The organism is Cohaesibacter intestini, assembly GCF_003324485.1.
GTDB lineage: Bacteria > Pseudomonadota > Alphaproteobacteria > Rhizobiales > Cohaesibacteraceae > Cohaesibacter > Cohaesibacter intestini.
Genome location: NZ_QODK01000001.1, coordinates 463027 through 481110 on the forward strand (window position 1 = coordinate 463027; position 18084 = coordinate 481110).

At 54.6% G+C, this 18084-nt stretch carries 15 protein-coding genes and 1 tRNA gene; 7 read left to right on the plus strand and 9 right to left on the minus strand.

Annotated elements, in window-relative coordinates; genetic code table 11:
* The 3 genes from DSD30_RS02020 to DSD30_RS02030 form a co-directional block, all read right to left on the minus strand.
* Nucleotides 1-888 carry an ABC transporter permease gene (locus tag DSD30_RS02020; RefSeq protein ID WP_114007918.1) on the minus strand — a complete coding sequence of 296 codons (888 nt, stop codon included), beginning with the start codon at nt 886-888 and terminating at the stop codon, nt 1-3.
* Between the two features lie 172 nt (nt 889-1060).
* Nucleotides 1061-2350 carry an ABC transporter substrate-binding protein gene (locus DSD30_RS02025; protein ID WP_114007919.1) on the minus strand — a complete coding sequence of 430 codons (1290 nt, stop codon included), beginning with the start codon at nt 2348-2350 and terminating at the stop codon, nt 1061-1063.
* A gap of 65 nt (nt 2351-2415) precedes the next feature.
* A complete protein-coding gene (locus DSD30_RS02030; protein WP_114007920.1) occupies nt 2416-3504 on the minus strand; it encodes an ABC transporter ATP-binding protein in 1089 nt (362 codons plus the stop codon).
* 323 nt (nt 3505-3827) lie between these two features.
* Here DSD30_RS02030 and DSD30_RS02035 point away from each other — a divergent pair, with 323 nt between their 5' ends.
* A complete protein-coding gene (locus DSD30_RS02035) occupies nt 3828-4535 on the plus strand; it encodes a GntR family transcriptional regulator (protein ID WP_425359442.1) in 708 nt (235 codons plus the stop codon).
* A gap of 84 nt (nt 4536-4619) precedes the next feature.
* On the opposite strand, the gene DSD30_RS02040 is transcribed toward DSD30_RS02035, so the two are convergent.
* From DSD30_RS02040 to DSD30_RS02050, 3 genes are all read right to left on the minus strand, one after another.
* Nucleotides 4620-4961 (minus strand): BA14K family protein, encoded by a 342-nt coding sequence (locus DSD30_RS02040; RefSeq protein WP_114007922.1) that lies wholly within the window; start codon nt 4959-4961, stop codon nt 4620-4622.
* Between the two features lie 338 nt (nt 4962-5299).
* Nucleotides 5300-5692: a BA14K family protein gene (locus DSD30_RS02045; RefSeq protein WP_114007923.1), complete on the minus strand. Its 393-nt coding sequence runs from the start codon at nt 5690-5692 to the stop codon at nt 5300-5302.
* Between the two features lie 511 nt (nt 5693-6203).
* Complete coding sequence (locus tag DSD30_RS02050; RefSeq protein WP_114007924.1) at nt 6204-9206, minus strand: CAP domain-containing protein; 3003 nt, start codon at nt 9204-9206, stop codon at nt 6204-6206.
* A gap of 596 nt (nt 9207-9802) precedes the next feature.
* On the opposite strand from DSD30_RS02050, the gene DSD30_RS02055 reads away from it, so the two are divergent.
* From DSD30_RS02055 to DSD30_RS22010, 4 genes are all read left to right on the plus strand, one after another.
* Nucleotides 9803-11044, plus strand: a complete 1242-nt coding sequence (locus DSD30_RS02055) for a tyrosine-type recombinase/integrase (RefSeq protein WP_114007925.1) — start codon at nt 9803-9805, stop codon at nt 11042-11044.
* 274 nt (nt 11045-11318) lie between these two features.
* The gene (locus DSD30_RS02060; RefSeq protein ID WP_114007926.1) at nt 11319-12065 is read left to right on the plus strand and encodes an FkbM family methyltransferase; all 747 of its coding nucleotides are present in this window, start codon (nt 11319-11321) and stop codon (nt 12063-12065) included.
* Between the two features lie 139 nt (nt 12066-12204).
* The gene (locus tag DSD30_RS02065) at nt 12205-12606 is read left to right on the plus strand and encodes a BRO-N domain-containing protein (protein ID WP_198662832.1); all 402 of its coding nucleotides are present in this window, start codon (nt 12205-12207) and stop codon (nt 12604-12606) included.
* Between the two features lie 18 nt (nt 12607-12624).
* Nucleotides 12625-13230, plus strand: a complete 606-nt coding sequence (locus DSD30_RS22010) for a BRO family protein (protein WP_114007928.1) — start codon at nt 12625-12627, stop codon at nt 13228-13230.
* A 236-nt stretch (nt 13231-13466) separates the two neighbouring features.
* Here DSD30_RS22010 and DSD30_RS02075 read toward each other — a convergent pair whose 3' ends face one another.
* The gene (locus tag DSD30_RS02075; RefSeq protein WP_157967516.1) at nt 13467-13661 is read right to left on the minus strand and encodes a hypothetical protein; all 195 of its coding nucleotides are present in this window, start codon (nt 13659-13661) and stop codon (nt 13467-13469) included.
* 451 nt (nt 13662-14112) lie between these two features.
* Nucleotides 14113-14199, minus strand: a tRNA-Leu gene (locus DSD30_RS02080).
* Between the two features lie 258 nt (nt 14200-14457).
* Here DSD30_RS02080 and DSD30_RS02085 point away from each other — a divergent pair.
* The gene (locus DSD30_RS02085; RefSeq protein WP_114007930.1) at nt 14458-15429 is read left to right on the plus strand and encodes a complex I NDUFA9 subunit family protein; all 972 of its coding nucleotides are present in this window, start codon (nt 14458-14460) and stop codon (nt 15427-15429) included.
* A 20-nt stretch (nt 15430-15449) separates the two neighbouring features.
* On the opposite strand, the gene DSD30_RS02090 is transcribed toward DSD30_RS02085, so the two are convergent.
* Complete coding sequence (locus DSD30_RS02090; RefSeq protein WP_157967517.1) at nt 15450-17408, minus strand: beta-N-acetylhexosaminidase; 1959 nt, start codon at nt 17406-17408, stop codon at nt 15450-15452.
* Nucleotides 17409-17660: 252 nt separating this feature from the next.
* On the opposite strand from DSD30_RS02090, the gene DSD30_RS02095 reads away from it, so the two are divergent.
* A complete protein-coding gene (locus DSD30_RS02095; RefSeq protein ID WP_114007932.1) occupies nt 17661-18053 on the plus strand; it encodes a RidA family protein in 393 nt (130 codons plus the stop codon).
* Nucleotides 18054-18084 lie beyond the last annotated feature (31 nt).

Consider the following 18084-nt stretch of genomic DNA (forward strand, 5'->3'; position numbering starts at 1 on the left):
TCAAAGCTCCTTGCGAATATCGACGATGCGCAGGATACCTGCCACCATGGTGAGAACCAGCACCAGAAGAACCACCGCATTGGCGGCGGCTGCCGGATATTGCAGCAGTGACATTTCATTCTTCATCATCAGGGCCACCGAGGCGCTCTGGCCGCCAGACATGACCTGAACGGTGATGAAATCGGCCATGACCAACGTGACGACGAAAATGGTGCCAATGGCCATACCGGGCTTGGCCAGCGGAATGATGACGTTGGTTAGGATCTGCAAGCCGGAGGCGCCGCCATCGCGGGCAGCTTCAACCAAAGAGCGATCAATCCGCATCATGGTATTGAAGATCGGGACCACCATGAACAGGCTGTAGAGATGAACCATGGCCAAGACGACCGCGAAATCGGAATAAAGCAACCATTCGACCGGCTCAGCCACGATGCCCATCTCGGTCAGGGCCGAATTGACCAGCCCGTTGCGCCCCAGCACCGGGATCCATGAAATCATCCGGATGATGTTGGACGTAAGGAATGGCACCGTGCAGACCAGAAACAGAATGGTCTGGGTGGTGGCGGTCTTGACATGGAAGGCCAGAAAATAGGCCACCCAAAAGCCAATCACCAAGGTGATGACCCAAACCATCACCGCATATCTGAGGGTATTGAGATACGTTTTCCAAGTCACCCACGACCCCAGCGTTTCGCCATAATTGAAGGTGACGAAATCGGGATACATGCGAGCAAAGTCATAGTCCCAGAAGCTCACGGTGGCGATCATGGCAATGGGCAGCAGCAAAAAGGCCCCGAGAATGACGGCGAGCGGCAGCGCCTGCAGATAGGAGGCGATCGCGCCGAGACGGAAAGAGGAGGTGGTTGCCTTGATGTCTGTGCCGCTCATATGGCTATTTTCCTGTTGCCTATGCTGTCCGGTCTTTTTCCCTGACCATTGAAGGATCCGTGGCTTGCTGGTTGCCTCCCCCCGAACCGGTCGGGAGGAGGCCTGATGGACCGGGGAGAGGTGACCCGGCCAGTAAGCAGGATGGCGCATGCGCCCAACGCTTAGGACGTACTTAGGAAGCGATGAACTCGTTCCAGCGGCGCACCATGTAGCGGTCCTCGTCCATGACCGAGTTCCAGCATGCCACCTTGCCCATGCGTTCGGTGAAGGAGCCGCCATCGCGTACGGCGCCGGCTTTTTCCATGACCTTGCCTTCTGGCGAGAGGATGTCTTTCTGCGCAGGCTTGCCTTCGATCCAGAAGCCCCATTCGTCTTCGGACATATAGCCTTTTGCGGTTTCCATGCAGGCGGAATAATAGCCCTGACGGTTGAGATAGCCGCCAACCCAGCCGGAGGTGTACCAGTTGATATATTCATAGGCTGCGTCGAGCTGAGCGCCGGACAGGTGGGCAGCAAGGCCCAGACCGCCACCCCAGGAGCGATAGCCCTCTTTGAGTGGCTGATAGACACATGGGATGCCCTTGGAGCGCACAGCGGCGACAGCAGGGGACCACATGGACTGGATGATCACTTCGCCGGATGCCATCAGGTTGACGCTCTCATCGAAGCTCTTCCAGAAGGCGCGGAACTGGCCGTCTGCCTTCGCTTTCATCAGGAATTCGATCGTGGTGTCGATTTCTTCCTTGGTCATGTTGCCTTTATCGGCATAGGTGAGGATACCCATGGCTTCGCAGATCATGGCAGCGTCCATGATGCCGATGGACGGAATGTTGAGGATCGAGGTCTTGCCCTTGAAGGCCGGATCCATGATGTCTGCCCAAGAGGTGATATCGCGCCCCACAAGGTCGGGACGAATGCCAAGGGTGTCGGCATTGTAGATGGTCGGCACCATGGTGAACCATTCGGTTTCGCCCTTGGCAAAGGTCTTGCCGTCCGGCCCTTCGACATAGCCAACGGTGTGAGGTGCGGTGCCCTGCGCAATGACGCTGTCAGGGGTCAGCTTGCCATTTTTGAACAGAGGCACGATTTTGTCGTAGTGGGTCAGCTTCTTGGTGTCCATCGGCTGGATAACACCGGCCGGGAAGACCTTTTTCAGAATCCAATATTCGATATCGGCGATATCGTAGGAGTTTGGCTGAGTGACCGAGCGCTGGGCAGCGGAATCGGAATCAAGCGCGGTCATTTCCAGCGTAATGCCAAGATCTTCCTTACATTTCTGGGCAATCGCGTTGATGTTGGATACGCCGGTGCCGATCTGGCGCAGGGTGATCGGGTTCTTGGCCCAGATGGTCGGGAAGCCGGTGATGGCGCCGGAACCGGCGGCCAGACCCGCAGCGGCAGCACCGGTTTTGAGCAGATTACGGCGGCTGATGCCTGCGGTTTTCTTGGTCTTCTCAGACATGGTTTCTCTCCTGTTTGAAATCCAATGTTCGACTAAATTTTGCTTTGACTTGAAGGATGTTGAGACTAGGAAGCGTTCGGATGACCAAGGACGACCGTGTCCTCCTCGGCCCATGACAGGTGCACGGCCTCACCGGTCTTGACCGGTCTGGCGAAGAAATCGGCATCTCTAAGGACAATGGTGAAGGTGTCTATGTCCGCTCCCTGAACAGACACCTTCACTGTCGCCCCCAAATCCTCGACGTTGGTGACCACACCGGAAAAACCCAGGGAATCCGCGACCGCATCCACGAACCGAACATGATCAGTCCGGATGGCGATGTCGGCGCAGTCCGGATCACCGTGATGGCGGCCAACACCCTTGAACCGCCCACCGGGCGTTTCAATCGTCACCCCATTGGCATCTTCTTGGACCAAACGACCCGAAAGCACATTGTGGTTACCCATAAAGCGGGCGACAAAGGGGGTGGCTGGTTTCTGGAAAATCTGACGCGGGGAAGCAGCCTGCTCGATCTTGCCGTCGCTCATCACGACGATCTGATCGGCCAGCGCCATCGCCTCCTCTTGCGAATGGGTGACATGAACGAAAGTCATGCCGAGAGAGGCTTGCAGCCGCTTCAACTCCGCGCGCATGCGGATCTTGAGGAAGGGGTCAAGCGCCGAGAGCGGCTCATCAAGCAACAGGGCCTGAGGCTGGGTGATCAAGGCGCGCGCCAGCGCGACGCGCTGCTGCTGGCCGCCCGACAGTTGATCGGGGCGCCGATCCGCAAACGCCTCAAGCTCCATGCGCGTGAGCATCTCCATGGCCTCGGACCGGCGTTTGGCTTTCTCCACGCCCTTCATCTTGAGGCTGAAGGCGACATTGTCGACCAGATCAAGATGGGGGAACAGGGCATAAGACTGGAACATCATGGCCGTGCCGCGCTTGGCGGGCGGCAGGTCATTGACCACCTTTCTGGCAAGAACGACATCGCCGTCGCTGATTGCCTCATGGCCGGCAATCATCCGCAAGGTTGTCGATTTGCCACAACCGGAAGGGCCAAGCAGGCAGGCATAGGACCCGGCCTTGATCTTCAGACTGATCTGATCCACTGCCACGTTCGAGCCATAATGCTTGGACACTGACGCCAGTTCGATTTCCGCCGCGTTCGTCATGAAAACTCCTTGATAATCACCCTCTCCTACAGAGCAATCACCGTGCCAAGTTTTCCGCTTTCTGCTAACCGTCTGGAATCATGCCATTTTATACTTGTATGCCGAAAATCTGCTTAAAAAGGCGGCTGGTCATTTGCTTAAACTTCACGCAAGCTTGTGCACAAAAAATAGACTTTTGAATTCAATAGAACTTTATGATTGCATACAATCTTGTTGGAAATGAAATGCAAAACTGTATCAAACATTGAATTTTAGCCACACGGCCTATTGAAGGAATCGAGGCGAAGCGGCATATAGAAAGAAAGAACGATCGGTAAATGGTGATGAGCAATCTTAAAAATCTCAATCTGGATGCCAATCAGGAGGATCGCGCCAAGGCCATCCGCGACTCCCTGCGCGATGCAATCGTCGATCGTCGCCTGGCACCCGGTGCCAAGCTGTCTGAAGCAGAAGTTGGATCTCTTTACGATGTCAGCCGGACGGTCGCCCGCCACGCCTTGCAAATGCTGACCTTTGAAGGTCTGGTGACCAGTGAGCGAAATAAGGGTGCCTTTGTATCCAATCCCAGCCCAGAAGAAGCCCGCCAGATCTTCACCTCACGCCGCCTGATCGAGGCAGGCCTGATTGAAGAAGCCGCCCACCGCATGCAACCGGACGATTTTGCAGCTTTCCGGCAGCAATTGAGCAAGGAAGCGGGCCTCAAGGCCAATCATGGGGCAAAGGCCCGGCGCGAAGAGATCAAGGCGTCCGGTGATTTCCACCTGATGTTGGCGGACGTGGCGGGCAATGAAATCCTGAAGAAATTCATGGACGAGCTGATTGCCCGTTCCTCTCTGGTAATCGCTCTTTATGGACGCACGGGCACATCCAGCTGCGGCAATGATGATCATTCAGACATCCTTGACGCCATGGAGGCAGGGGACGTGGCGCGGGCGACACAAATGATGCTCCGCCATATCGATCACATCGAGGCGGATCTGGACCTGCGCTCGGTCGATTCCCTGACGCTCAAGGAAGCTTTGCTGCAATAGGACCGGCCAACTCCACTTGCTGAGAAGGGAAAGAAAAATCCCGGCCATGGCCGGGATTTTCCGTTTCAGATCAGTGCGCTTTGTTCACAGACGACAGCGACGGCGTGGACCATTATAGGGCTGGTAGGTACAATTCTGCGGCCAGAAGCTTCTATAGCGCGCGGAACAAGCCCGGTAGTTGCAACCATAGCGCGGGGCTGGGCGATAATAACGCGGAGCAGGGCGATAACGCGGGCGATAGTAGCGACGTGGAGCCGGACGATAGCGCGGCCGATAATATCTGCGATAGGAACGATATCGCCGCTGGGCCTGCGCCTCAGATACGGCTGAGATGCTCAGCGAGGTCCCGGGAACTTTCAATGGCAATCCTACGATGCTGACCGACAAGGCAAGCAAAACGGACATAACAAAATGTTTGATTTTCATGGCACTTCCTTTGACGTCGTACGCATGGGATGAAAAATTGGTTGGTTTTCTTGGTAGAATTACTTAGGATACCACATTACCAAAAATTCATCTTCTCAACAATCCAACATTTGGCTTCCTACCAAATCGACTGGCAGGCACAAGCACCTTTGTTCAATGTTACATTTCTCTCAGAGGCAACTGTCCCGAGGAGGCCATTGGAGAGATGGGAAGAGTTGGAGACACAGGTCCCCATAGACAGCATCACCATCGGCTTGCAAGCCGGATGGGTGCTGTTGCAAGTGAGAAACCCCGACACAAGCCGGGGTTCTCCATCTCGAGCGGAGATCAAACGGCCGTCACAGGCGGCAATAGCGCCGTGGGCCATTATATGGCTGGAAAGTGCAGCTCGCCGGATCAAAGCTTCTGTAGCGATAGGAACAGGCGCGATAGTTGCAGTAGCCTCTGCGCGGAGGCGGAGGTCTGCGATAGCGTCTGTCATTCCTCGCAGCGTTGGCTGCGATGGCACCAGCAGCCAGACCAATGATCGCCCCAGCCGCGAAGGCGCCCCCTCTGCGACTGCTTCTGCGAACGGGAGCACGGCGACGCACAGGAGGACGACGATAACGTTGTGCCTGAGCTTCAGACACACTGGAGAGCGTGAGCGATGTGCCAGGGATGTTGACAGGCAGCCCACCGACGCTCACCCCAAAGGCAAGGGTAACTGCCAGCATTGCATGGGATAGTTTCATAACAATTCCTTCCCGAAAGCATGAAATAGAGGAATAATTTTATCAATCGGACTACTACTTTATGTATTTAAGCTTATCGGACAGAGCGATCATTCGCAATTGGAAAATCGTATTCGTGCATTTGCCCCCCCTTATCAGGTGACTGCATCCGCTGTGACAGGACCCGCTCCCGGCTTGCCAGTGCATCAATTTGACAAAATCCCGTCACGCGGACGAGACCTTCTGCGGCTAAGCAATAGGAAGGCGATCGGGGGCAAGGATGGAGCGTGTCACACTCATCGTTGAAGGGCCGTCCAGATCGTCGGGAGAGAGACCCTCGCTCGATCTGGTCATCCGAAGGAAAGGCACGTCATAAAAAGCCGTGTCTGAACCTGCTGTCCCGGCCCCATCCCGGCCCCATCCCGGACCCTGTGAGCGATAAGCACCTGTTACGATCAGATTGGCTGATCAGAGGCCGAGCAGAGGATACTCCCGCAATCGGCCCCTCCAAGACCCCTTTGAGCCCTGGTATTTAGACAAACTCGAAGTCATCAGCGGAGATCAAGGAATCGTCGAAATTCAACAAGGTGACAGAGGCTCCGCCAAACGACAAAGCGGTATCAAGCCCCTGTTGTATGTGCGTGATATCAGCCAAAGACGAAACACCGAGGCCGCCAATGCGGATGGTGTCAATGCCATTTTCGAAATCGGTAATCACATCCATCTCGCCAGCCCGACGGAAAATAAAGACGTCGCTGCCCTCGCCTCCGGTAAATTGGTCGTTGCCGCTGTCATCAAGGAAGGCATCGTTGCCCTTGCCGCCGATGAGAATGTCATTGCCAAAGGCGCCATTGAGAATGTTGTTGCCGTCATTGCCGGTGATGGTGTTGGCGAGGCCATTGCCCGTGCCGGTCGTGTTGGCGAGACCCGTCAGGGTCAGGCTTTCGAGATATTGCGATTGGTTTCTCAGAGCAAAAGAGATGGTGCTGTAAACATGGTCTGTTCCCGCACCAAACGCTTCCTCAATGGTGTCACCGGCATTGTCGACATAATAGGTGTCGTTGCCGATGCCGCCAACCATCCGATCCGCGCCGATATTGTCCTTGAAGATATCATCGCCCGCGCCGCCAAATAGCGTGTCGTCACCAGCAGCGCCATTGAGGATGTTGTTGCCGCCATTGCCGACAATGACATTGTTCAGCGCATTGCCGGTGCCATTGATATGGCCTTGGCCAAGCAGGGTCATGTCTTCGAGATATTGCGACTGGTCTCTCAGCGCGAAACTGATGGAACTGAAGACCTTGTCATTGCCGCCGCCATCATATTCTTCGATTCGGTCACCGGCATCATCGACATAATAGGTGTCATTGCCGGTGCCACCGACCATGCGATCAGCCCCGATGTCATCCTGGAAAATATCGTCGCCCCCGCCGCCAAACAGCGTATCATTGCCAAAGGCACCATTGAGAATATTGTTGCCCGCATTGCCGACAATAATGTTGGCTTGCCCATTGCCGGTGCCGTTGATGTCACCTTGACCATAGAGGCTCAGATTTTCGATATATTGCGAATGGTCCCTGAGGGCAAAGTCGACAAAGCTGAAGACCTGATCAAAGCCGGCTCCGGGGGCCTCTTCGATGGTGTCACCGGCATCATCGACATAATAGACATCGTTGCCTAGGCCGCCATTCATCCGATCCGCACCGGCATCATCGATGAAGATATCATTGCCCTGCGCGCCAAGGAGCCAGTCGTCGCCAGCGCCACCATTGAGGATATTGTTGCCCGCATTGCCTTCGATGCGGTTGGCCAGACCATTGCCCCAGGCGCGAAGATTGTCGGAGCCCAACAGGGTCAGATTTTCCAAATGGGCCGATTGATCGCTCAGCGCAAACTGGATGCTGCTATAGACCTGATCGGTGCCCTCATCTGCCAGTTCTTCAATGACGTCACCTGCATTGTCGACATAATAGACATCATCCCCAAGGCCGCCAACCATGCGGTCCGCGCCAGTATCGTCGAGGAAGGTATCGTTGCCTCGCCCGCCAATCATCACATCATCGCCAAAAGCCCCATTGAGAATATTGTTGCTGTCATTGCCGGTGATGATGTTGGAAAGGCCATTGCCTGTGCCGGAAATGGCAATGCCTGTGAGGGTCAGATTTTCAAGATGTTGCGAATGGTCACGCAAAGCAAAGTCGGCAGAACTCCTCACCAAATCGGTCCCCTCACCGACATTCTCGACAATCGTGTCATTCGCATCTATCACGACATAAACATCGTCGCCCTTACCGCCGAGCATCAAATCCGCGCCGCTTTGGCCGTCAAGCCGATCATCGCCGTCGCCGCCAATCAACGTGTCGTCGCCGCCATAACCAATCAGATGGTTGGCCCCGCTGTTGCCCTCAAGAATGTTGTTGCTGGGATTGCCCCATCCATAGAAGTCCCCCGTGCCGAAAAGCTTCAGATTTTCGACATTGGCCTGAATTGAAAAAGAGACGGTCGAATAGACCCAATCCGTCCCGGCATCGACGGTTTCAACCACTCGATCAAAGCCACTATCGACATAATAGAGATCGTCGCCATCTCCCCCTTTCATGCTGTCGCCACCTGCGCCGCCATTCAGGATATTGTCGCCCTTGTTGCCAATCAACGTGTCAGCGCCGCTGGTACCGGTCACATCGAGGTCTGCCACACCCAGAAGCCGTGCCTTATTGATGCCTGAGCCAAGGGTCAGGCTGATGGAGCTCCAGATCGTGTCGCCATTGACAATGTCGAGCTTGGCATTTTCGCCCGCCAGATCAATCGACACAGTGATGGGCGCAGCAAGGCCACCGCCAGAGAAGGACACAGTGTGCTGCCCGGCTGCGGTTTGTACCTGATAGCCGCCGGTTGAGACGGTTTGGGTCGCGTCTCCCGAGACGGAAATACTCATCCCCGACACGCCTTCACCGACAGAATAGAAATCGTCGCTGTCATCGTCGTTGAAGGCCACGCCAGTGACAAAAACCTTATCACCGGAACGGGCATAATCCTGCGTCGACATCAGGGTCAGATAGTCCGTTTCCTCATAGGTGAAGGTGCCGGTGATCTGACCGATGCCAACTTCCTGAAATACACCCCTCAGCGTGTTTTCGCGATGACCGGCGCTGCGGAACAACCCTTCCGCCTGTTCATAGACATAAGACAGATAATCAGGATTGACCACATCACCAATCCGGGCCAGATTTTCACCCCACCACCAGTCGCCAGTAAAGTCATAGCCCGCATAGGCCATGCGGTCGGCCGGAGAGGAAGAGAGATAGCCGGTGTGGTCAAAAATGTCGTTGTCAATCATCCATTGGCTATGGAAACGGGCGGCGTCGATCAAAATCTCATTCATCGCCAGGGCTTGCTTGGCCGTGCCATCAAGGGTGCCCGGCTCCAAATCCTGGTTGAGATCAATCCCGTATCGCTCTGCTTCTCCCAAAGGGTCCAAACGCGCACGGTTGATCAGCTCCAGCATCAGCTGTTCCATGTCATTCTGAATGGCCATGATGTGTCTCTTCCCTGAATGTATCCTGTCTTCACATTTCCGGGCTCAGCTTGAATAACTGGCCTTATGCGGGAACATCCATCGCTTTAATTGTCTGTTAATTTTGTCTGATCTTGTCAGAATGTTTCCGTGCCCACAAGCACAACCACAGGGCGCATGCACATAAAAGATGGTAGATTTGGTTAGATGTGTCTTGATTGCCGCACAGACCCCATGGAAACACTGAGACAAACTAACGCAACCGACAGAATGACCGCACGTCACCCTCAGTCAATTGCCCGGAACAACAAGGCAATTCAGGCAACAAAAAACCCCGCTGCACAAACAGTGCAACGGGGTTTTTTGTTGCCTAGGATAGGAACCAAACTACCAAATATCTCACTGATAATACTTGATTTCTGCCATTCTTAGCTTCTCACGGTACACAATTCAGTACACCAAGGCCTATTCTCATTTCAAAATCAAATGACCTCCCCAAGTATGTCATCCTCTCCAAGACAGGCGTTTATCAGTACCGCCGCCGTGTCCCTGAAAGCCTCAAGGCTCACATTGGGAAATTCGAGATCAAGAGCGGGTTTGGTAAGGACTACGCCGAGATGATGAAGCAGTACCGGGATTACCAAACCACCATTGATAAGCTCTTCTCTTACAAACCCAAAGCAGGAGACAACCACGGCCCTGTCATCGTTGCTGCAATGAAGGAGTTTGGCCTCGACATGCAAGCCCTTGCTGCTGTCTCCGCCGGGATCGATCCAGACAATGAAGAGGAGATGGGCGTAGCTGCTGCTGTTGATGCCATGCTTGAAAGCCTGATGGAACGCAATGCGAAAGGGCAGGAAGCCCCAGCGATCCCGGAGGAGCTTTGCAGGGAACTTGCCAAGGGCAACATGCCTATCCCCCTAGCGGATACACTAGACGAACAAAGAGACCGATTGATCAGGCGCTCCCCCGGCAGTGCGAAAGAAATCCGCAATCGCTTTCAGCGCCACAAGATAGCCCTGTCAAACGTGATCGGCAAAGACTTGGTTCAAAAGCGACATCTCCGCAACGTACGGCGCATTAATGCCAACCAATTCAGAGATAAGATGCTCGATAACGGCCTCAAGCCGTCTTCTGTCAGACGTTCATTCAGTGATATCAACGCTGCCGTGAACCGAGCCATTCAAGAACATGCACTTGATATCATCAACCCATTTGCCAATGTCTCGATTGAGAACGCCCAGCATACCAAGAATGACCTAATGCCGGTCCTGCCCCCTGAAGTTGCCTTGGTTGATGCTGTCATGAGCGGCAAGGATCACCTGAGTTTGATTTGGCGTCTCCTCAGGGACACAGGTGCTCGCCCAAAAGAGAGTGTAGGGCTGCGCTGCCGAGACCTTAACGCCGATGACGCATTCATCTCCATTTGCCACTATCAAGGAAACAGGCTCAAAACCCCGCACAGTGAGCGAGACATTCCTATACCCGGCGACTTGGCGGCTGATCTGGCCCTGCTAAAGAACGACAATCCATCTGCCGCTCTGTTCCCCCAGTACCGAGACAAACCAAGGGGCAGTGATAGCTGCTCCGCCGCCCTGAATAAGCGCATCAGGATCGCTCTTTACTCCAATGAAGGCGCTTCACTAGTAGGCGTTGAGGAGACGGAGAAGCGCAAGACCTGCTACCGTGCCCGACACAGCTTCAAGGACGCACCGAGAGATACTGATTGCCCAGAAAGTCTCGCAAGGGAGATCATGGGCCACTCAGATCAGTCCAGCGCTGCCAATTATGGCCCTGGGTCTAGCCTGAAGCGCAAGAGGGATGCCATGGAGAAAGTGTGGGGATATTTACCCTTATAAGAGCTATAAAAATCGTTGAGGCGAAATCATTCAAACCGACCGTGTTTTGAAACTAACAGTTTCAGCGTGTCGGATGATGAGCACCTCAAATTCAGTAGCTCCAGTTCTTTGTCTGTCCTTTTGCCAGCAGCTACTCCCATTGCCTCAATTTGATCTGTGGAAATAAAGCTCCCATCGCTGTAATGAAGGCGTTGATGATCATATATAAAAGCCAGAAAATCTGGATATTGTCTGTCCACTTAGACACGTGCCATTCTTACCAAAGGGTCAAACCATGTTCCGAAAGCTTCTTAATAAAGCAGAGAAACGAATAACGAAGCTTCAAGGGAAAGGCTGGGGTGCCGAAACCATAGACAAAGAGTTTTCGTCAGCTGTGAAACTGCTATCCAACACGAAACCTAGTTTATTCGTTGATATCGGGGGCAATAAGGGGCTGTATACACAAGAAATCGTAAACGCTTATCCAGATTCTAATATTGTCGTATTCGAGCCTTCCAGCGTTAATATAGACTGCCTAAAACAAAAATTTTCAAACCACCCGAAAATCACCATAGAACCATTTGCTGTGTCAAATTTTGACGGAGACACTATTCTTTACAGCGACCATGAAGGATCTGGGTTATCGTCACTGACAAAACGTAAATTGGATCACTGCAATATATCATTTGAAAACTCAGAAGAAATTAGATCTTTAAAATTTGAAGGGTATTGGAAAACAAAACTCAACAAAACCCCTATTGATCTCTGCAAACTGGACATTGAGGGTCACGAGTTGGATGCTTTAAATGGTTTCGGAGAGGCGATAAATCATATTGACGTAATTCAGTTTGAATTCGGCGGCTGCAACATTGACACCCGAACTTATTTACGAGACTTTTGGTATTTCTTTACCGAGAACGGCTATGAATTGTTCAGAATAACCCCTTTTGGCCCTTCGAAGATTTCCAAATACAGCGAGAGAGAAGAGTTTTTCGGGACAACAAATTATTTGGCCAAACGCAAAGCTACCATAAAAACCTAGCCTTTGGGATCATTGCTCACGGAAAGTTGATGGTTTCAATAGTGCTACTCAATCCACTACGGCATTCCCCACATTCTCTTTCTATCGGAATGCCGATGTTTACAGCTTCCATGACAACCCTGACCCAATCGCCCACGACATCCGCACGGTCACCTTCGCGGATAAACCGAATGACCCTTGGTTCGTCGCTGCTGATGTTTGCCGTGCGCTCGGTGTCTATATGCGCATTCGCAAAGGCTACGAGGAGGTTAGGAACGATTTTCTCAAGAAAATCCTGAATGATGACGAGCATCTTCTCTCCCCCATTCCGATTAGGGGGGAAGGAGGTCAGCGGCATAAGCGGCAATGCGTCTCCGAAAGCGACCTGTACCGGCTACTCATGCGCTCCGACAAGCCCGAAGCCAAACAGTTCCAAGACTGGGTGACCCGCGATGTCCTCCCAGCGATCCGCAAGGACGGCATGTACGTCAAAGGTGAGGAGAAGGTCGTCACTGGTGAGATGTCGATGGAAGAGATGACCCTCAAGGTGCTCGAAGGTTAAAACCGCCTCATACTGCACATGCAACGGCCATTCCGGGCGCTCCTCATTGACGACCAGCCGTGGTTCATCGCTAAGGACATCTGTTATGCGCTTGGTTATGCCCATGTCGGCGCAGCCATACAGCAGCATGTCGAAGATCGCCAGCGGGATACTGTGGTGTTACACCACGCTATTCGGGGGCAATCCAAGCCAACTCGGAACCGCAGAAATCCGGGAGATTTTAAAACGACCTCATACAGAGGGGTGAGATACCCTCTCTTAGTGTCCCTCTATGGTTCCCTTAAGGTTACCTTAGAGTTATCCCTAGGTTACCCTAGGGTTCCCCAGATGCTCCCAGCAGCATTGCTCCTCCTACTTGGTCAGCAGTATCGCCTGTCTAGCGTCCTCATGGTTCACCGCTGGCCCTACAGACCACCAAGGCACCCAGCACCCAAGGGATACCCCAGCGGTTCCCCTGCGGTGACCGACAAGAGCCTCTGGGCGCATTCCTATACATTCTTCCTTATCTGGTCTCCTGCAAAGGAGATCGACTCCTGTAGCCCTCCTGAGCGCTGCCTGTGGCCCCTTCCTTGTGTCGGTCAGATGTGCGGCATGTCTCGGAGGGCAAGCCCTATAGGTCCCTGAAAGCCTGTCTATGCTTACATGTCCATTCTGGACAGTGGCCTTGATCAGCGACACATTTTTTTCTTTCGCTCCTCATCCCACCTTTTTTGCCTGATCGACTGCACCGGGTCTCCTGAACAACGGAATGGCCCCAGAAGCCCCTCAGGGACTCACTGAAGCCTGTTTGATCATTCTTGCCAGCCACTTAGCCCAGAGAGCCACATGACTCTGTACGGCCCTCTATGGACTCCCAAGCCCTATGCGGCCATTCGTTGCTCCGTAAGCTCGAACTCTTCAGCATGGGGGATTGAGCCACCGAACAGGAGTGCATGGCCATGAAGACAGGCTTCCCAGTAGTCAGGGGCTTCAAGGGTGCTGGACGCTATGCGCTGACCTTGCTTGTTGTAGAAGTCGATAGCGAACGTGATGGAGGGAATGTGTCTCTTGCTCATGGTCGGTTGCCCTTCCTGTTGCCCATAGGGCGTTGCGGTTAGGCTCCCCATTATTCACATCTCTAAGCTGTTGACACCACATTTAAATTCCCGCTTTTGGGACTGTCGAGGCTAGGGGGAATATGAACACTTAGAAGGCGCAGAAACGAGTCATTCCGGCTCTGATATGTCGATGAAATTTGCAGTGGATATTGCAGACACCCGCAACCAAAACAGGATGCAGTCAGGTGGCACCAAGGACCCCAGCGACATTTTTGGGAGAAAAATCTCTGACCATAATCAGTATATGCTGAAGTTGGAGTGTCCCCCGTGCCGGGGGTGACCGGAGCGGAAAAGCCTATACCGGGTCATCATCCACAAAGCGCGGTACACAAAACGGTACATAGTTGGAGGGAGTAGATGCATCTAACCCCTTAGAAGTCGCTGAAAACATTGACTTTTAAGGGGTTAATGGTGCCCAGGAGAGGACTCGAACCTCCACTTCCATACAGAAACTAGCACCTGAAGCTAGCGCGTCTACCAGTTCCGCCACCTGGGCAATCAGGTGTGAGGCGGGTTTTAAGGATCCGGCATCGCCTTGTCAACGTAGCTTATAAAAAAATCGAAACTATTCACACCATTCGTCATCCAATGGATCGAGGCATGGGGCAAATGCTGATATTTGCGCTTCACAGACCTGTTCATAAGGATTAGGACAGGCAGAGGTTGTTGTTTTTGCGGCGTTGGAGAGGCTGCAACCAATTCGCACATCCGCGAATAACGGACCGGATAGACAGCGCGACAGGGGAGAGCTTTCATGGATACGGCTACAGGCAAAATCGTCACGATCTTTGGTGGCTCGGGCTTTCTGGGCCGTCACGTGGTGCGGGCACTGGCCAAGCGCGGCTATCGCATTCGCATTGCCGTGCGGCGACCGGATCTGGCCGGCTTCATGCAGCCCATGGGCAATGTGGGCCAGATCATGCCGATGCAAGCCAATTTGCGCGATGAGGCCTCTGTGGCCCGCGCCATTGATGGCGCGGATGCGGTGATCAATCTGGTTGGCATCCTGTATGAGACCAAAAAGCAGCGGTTCGCCACAGTCCACCACGATGGGGCAAAGAGGATTGCCGAGGCCTGCGCCAAAGCTGGCATCAAGCAATTGGTGCAGATCTCGGCCATCGGAGCCGATGTCACGTCCCCGTCCGCCTACGCAAAGAGCAAGGGCGAAGGGGAAGATGCTGTCCTGCAGGCCTTGCCTGAGGCGGTGATTGTCCGCCCGTCGCTGCTGATTGGCAATGAGGATGATTTCTTCAATAAATTTGCCGAGATGGCGCGCCTGTCGCCCTTCCTGCCGCTGGTTGGCGGGGGGAGCACTCTCTTTCAGCCGGTCTTTGTCGGCGATGTGGCCGAAGTGATTGCCCGCGGTGTCGACGGGACTTTGCAAGCGGGCACCATCTATGAACTGGGTGGACCGGACGTCAAAAGCTTCAAGGCACTGCTGGAGATGATGATGCGCGAAACGCGCAAGCGCCGTTTGTTGCTGCCCATCCCCTATTTTGCAGCCAGCCTGATGGGGGCAATCTTCGAGAAACTGCCCAACCCGATGCTGACGCGGGATCAGGTGACATTGTTGAAGCGCGACAATGTGGTATCCGACGCCGCCAAGGCCGAGGGTCGCTGCTTCGCAGGGCTCGGCATGAAGCCGCTGGCCATCGACGCCGTGATCCCGACCTATTTGTGGAGCTATCGCAGCACCGGACAATATGAAGCCAACCGCGCCCGATAGGGGCGCGGCCGTCTCCCGCCTCACTCGGATGGCAAGGTTGGCATCAGGGGATGGCGCATGGCAAAGCTTGCCAGATCTTTCTTGTCCGGGGCGAGCCAGGCGGCCTCCGCAACGGCTGACAGACGCGGAAAGACCAGATAGTTGAACAGCTGCCGGTTCAACAGATTTTCACTCCAAATGCATCCCTGCAGGCCGATCACGCTCTGGGCATCGTCGCTGAAGCCTGCCAGCGGGTTGAACTGATAGGTTGCTTCCAGAGGGGTGGTTCCGGCCCAATCAAGGCCCGGTTCGTTCCAGTCGGGTCCTTGTGCCATATCCAGATAATAGGCCTGCCCCGGACACATCACGACCCGATAGCCTTCGCGGCTGAGGATGGGCCCGGTTTCAGGGTTCATCCACGCCATCAGAATGGTCTTGTCCGGGTCCAGCCCGCCGCCATGGGCGGCTTCCTGCCAGGCAACCGGGACTTTGCCTGCTCCGACCAACTGACGGGCGACGAAATTCAGAATGGCGGCCTGCATTTTCATGCTGTCCGGTTTGCCCGCCGCGTCCACATGGCCTTTGGCGCGGGCCCAGCTCATGGCCGAGCGGGAGCCATCCCACGCTCCGTCGGCCACCTCATCACCACCAACATGGACAAAGGTGCCGGGAAACAGATCGGCCACTTCGCCAAAGATCGTCTCGAGAAACTGCCATGTGATGTTGAGGCCGGGATTGAGGGCATTGTTGACATAGCCCTGCACCGAGGCACCGCCTTCCATGGCACTGGGATCGAGCAGATCCGGGACAGCGACCAAGGCAGACTGACAATGACCGGGCACATCGAGCTCAGGCATCACATCGATATGCAGGCCTTCCGCATGGGAGAGGATGGTCTTGATGGTGGACTGGCTGTAGAAGCCGCCCACTTTCTCTGCCCCCCATCCGAGCTGCGGCACCAAGGGCAGACGATGCCCCCGGAACGCTCCGACACGGGTCAGGGATGGATAGGCAAGGCTTTCCAGCCGCCAGCCCTCGTCGTCGGACAGGTGCCAATGGAAGCGGTTGAGGCGGTTCCAGGCGAGAATGTCGAGGAAGCGTTCGATGGTAGCGGGCGCATAGAATTGCCGCGAGACATCCAGATGCATGCCGCGCCATTGATGGCTGGGCCAATCCTCGATCAGGCCATCTGACGGCATGGCATAGGCCTGCGGTGCTGCACGCGCACCGTGCCAGATTTGCGCCAGCGCGATCAGGCCATAGAATCGACCCGTGTCATCCCCGGCTTCCAGACGGACTGATCCATCCGAGAAAAGCAGGCGGTAGGCTCCTTTGCCCTTGCTCGCCAATCCCTGCTCGCCTTGATGCAGAGTCAGGGGTGCAGGCGTGCTGCAAGGATCGAACGGGCCTTTGTCGACCTGATAGAGCCGCTTGTAGAGGGCATTGACTTTGTCCAGTTGCTCGCAGCTGCCCTCAGTGTGAAGGGCCTCGGGCACAGAGCCTGCCCAGCTGTCGATCGCCACATGATTGGCCATTGGCAGCAAGCCCAGCTGGGGGCCTGTGCTAGACATATCAGATGGCAATGCTGCGCGGCGCATGTCAACGGGCTGATAGGGCGTGCCTTCCTTTTCAAGTGGCGCGCAGGCAACGGCTTGAGTCGTGTTGTCCGCAAAAATCAGAAAAGCCGAAGATGGCCCTTCCGTATAATGGCCGGGGCGATGGGAAAGGACCGGAATGGTGATCTGCCAGAGGCAGCCCGCCTTGTCGCCCACCACGGGCGCGATAGGGAGAAACTCGTGATAGTTGGCCACCCGACGCGCCAGACTGGCACCGATCAGTTCGGTGCCTTTGGGAATCCGGGTCAGCGCAGTCAATGCCAGCCGGGTACCTTTGGGGAGCGCTTGCCCGGCAGCCCCCATCAAAGTCAGTTTGATTTGGCCGGTTTTCGAACCATCATCGATCCAGAGGCTTTTGAGGACCAACTCACCCTTCTCAGACATACTTTCTTCCTGCCATTCAAGCGTTTCCGATGGCGACCATACTGACCTCAGTGGCAGGAAAAGAAAAGAGATAGTGCCCCCCATCCAACAGATTGAAGCAGTGAGAACGCAAAGGGTGCAAAGCCGCAAAGTCGAACCGAGAGGATCGACCTTTTGACAAGCCTGTGGAAGACACGTAGAGAGAACAGCCTGCCCGGCCATTCTGCGAACCGGCAGATAGGACGGGACACAATCGCGAAAGGATGGGGTTTCATGCAAAGACAGCGCATTTCAACGGGTTCAGCAATGGAGCAAGAAGCAGGATATAGTCGAGCCGTCGTGGACGGAGACTGGTGCTTTGTGTCTGGGACCACCGGTTACAATTATGAAACGATGGAAATGCCATCCACCATATCGGGACAAGCCCATAATTGTTTTTCCAACATTGCCAATGTGCTCAAAGAGGCTGGCTTTGCGCTGAGCGATGTTGTCAGGGTGCATTATTATGTCACCAGTCGGGCCGGTGCTGACGAGGTCTTTCCGATCTTCGGCAAATATCTGGGTAACATCCGACCGGCTGCCACGCTGATCATCTGCGAGCTGTTGCGCCCGGAGATGAAAATCGAGATAGAAGTGACCGCGCTCAAACGCACCAAGGCCGAGTAGACGGTCACTGCCAGACGGTATGATAAAGGCC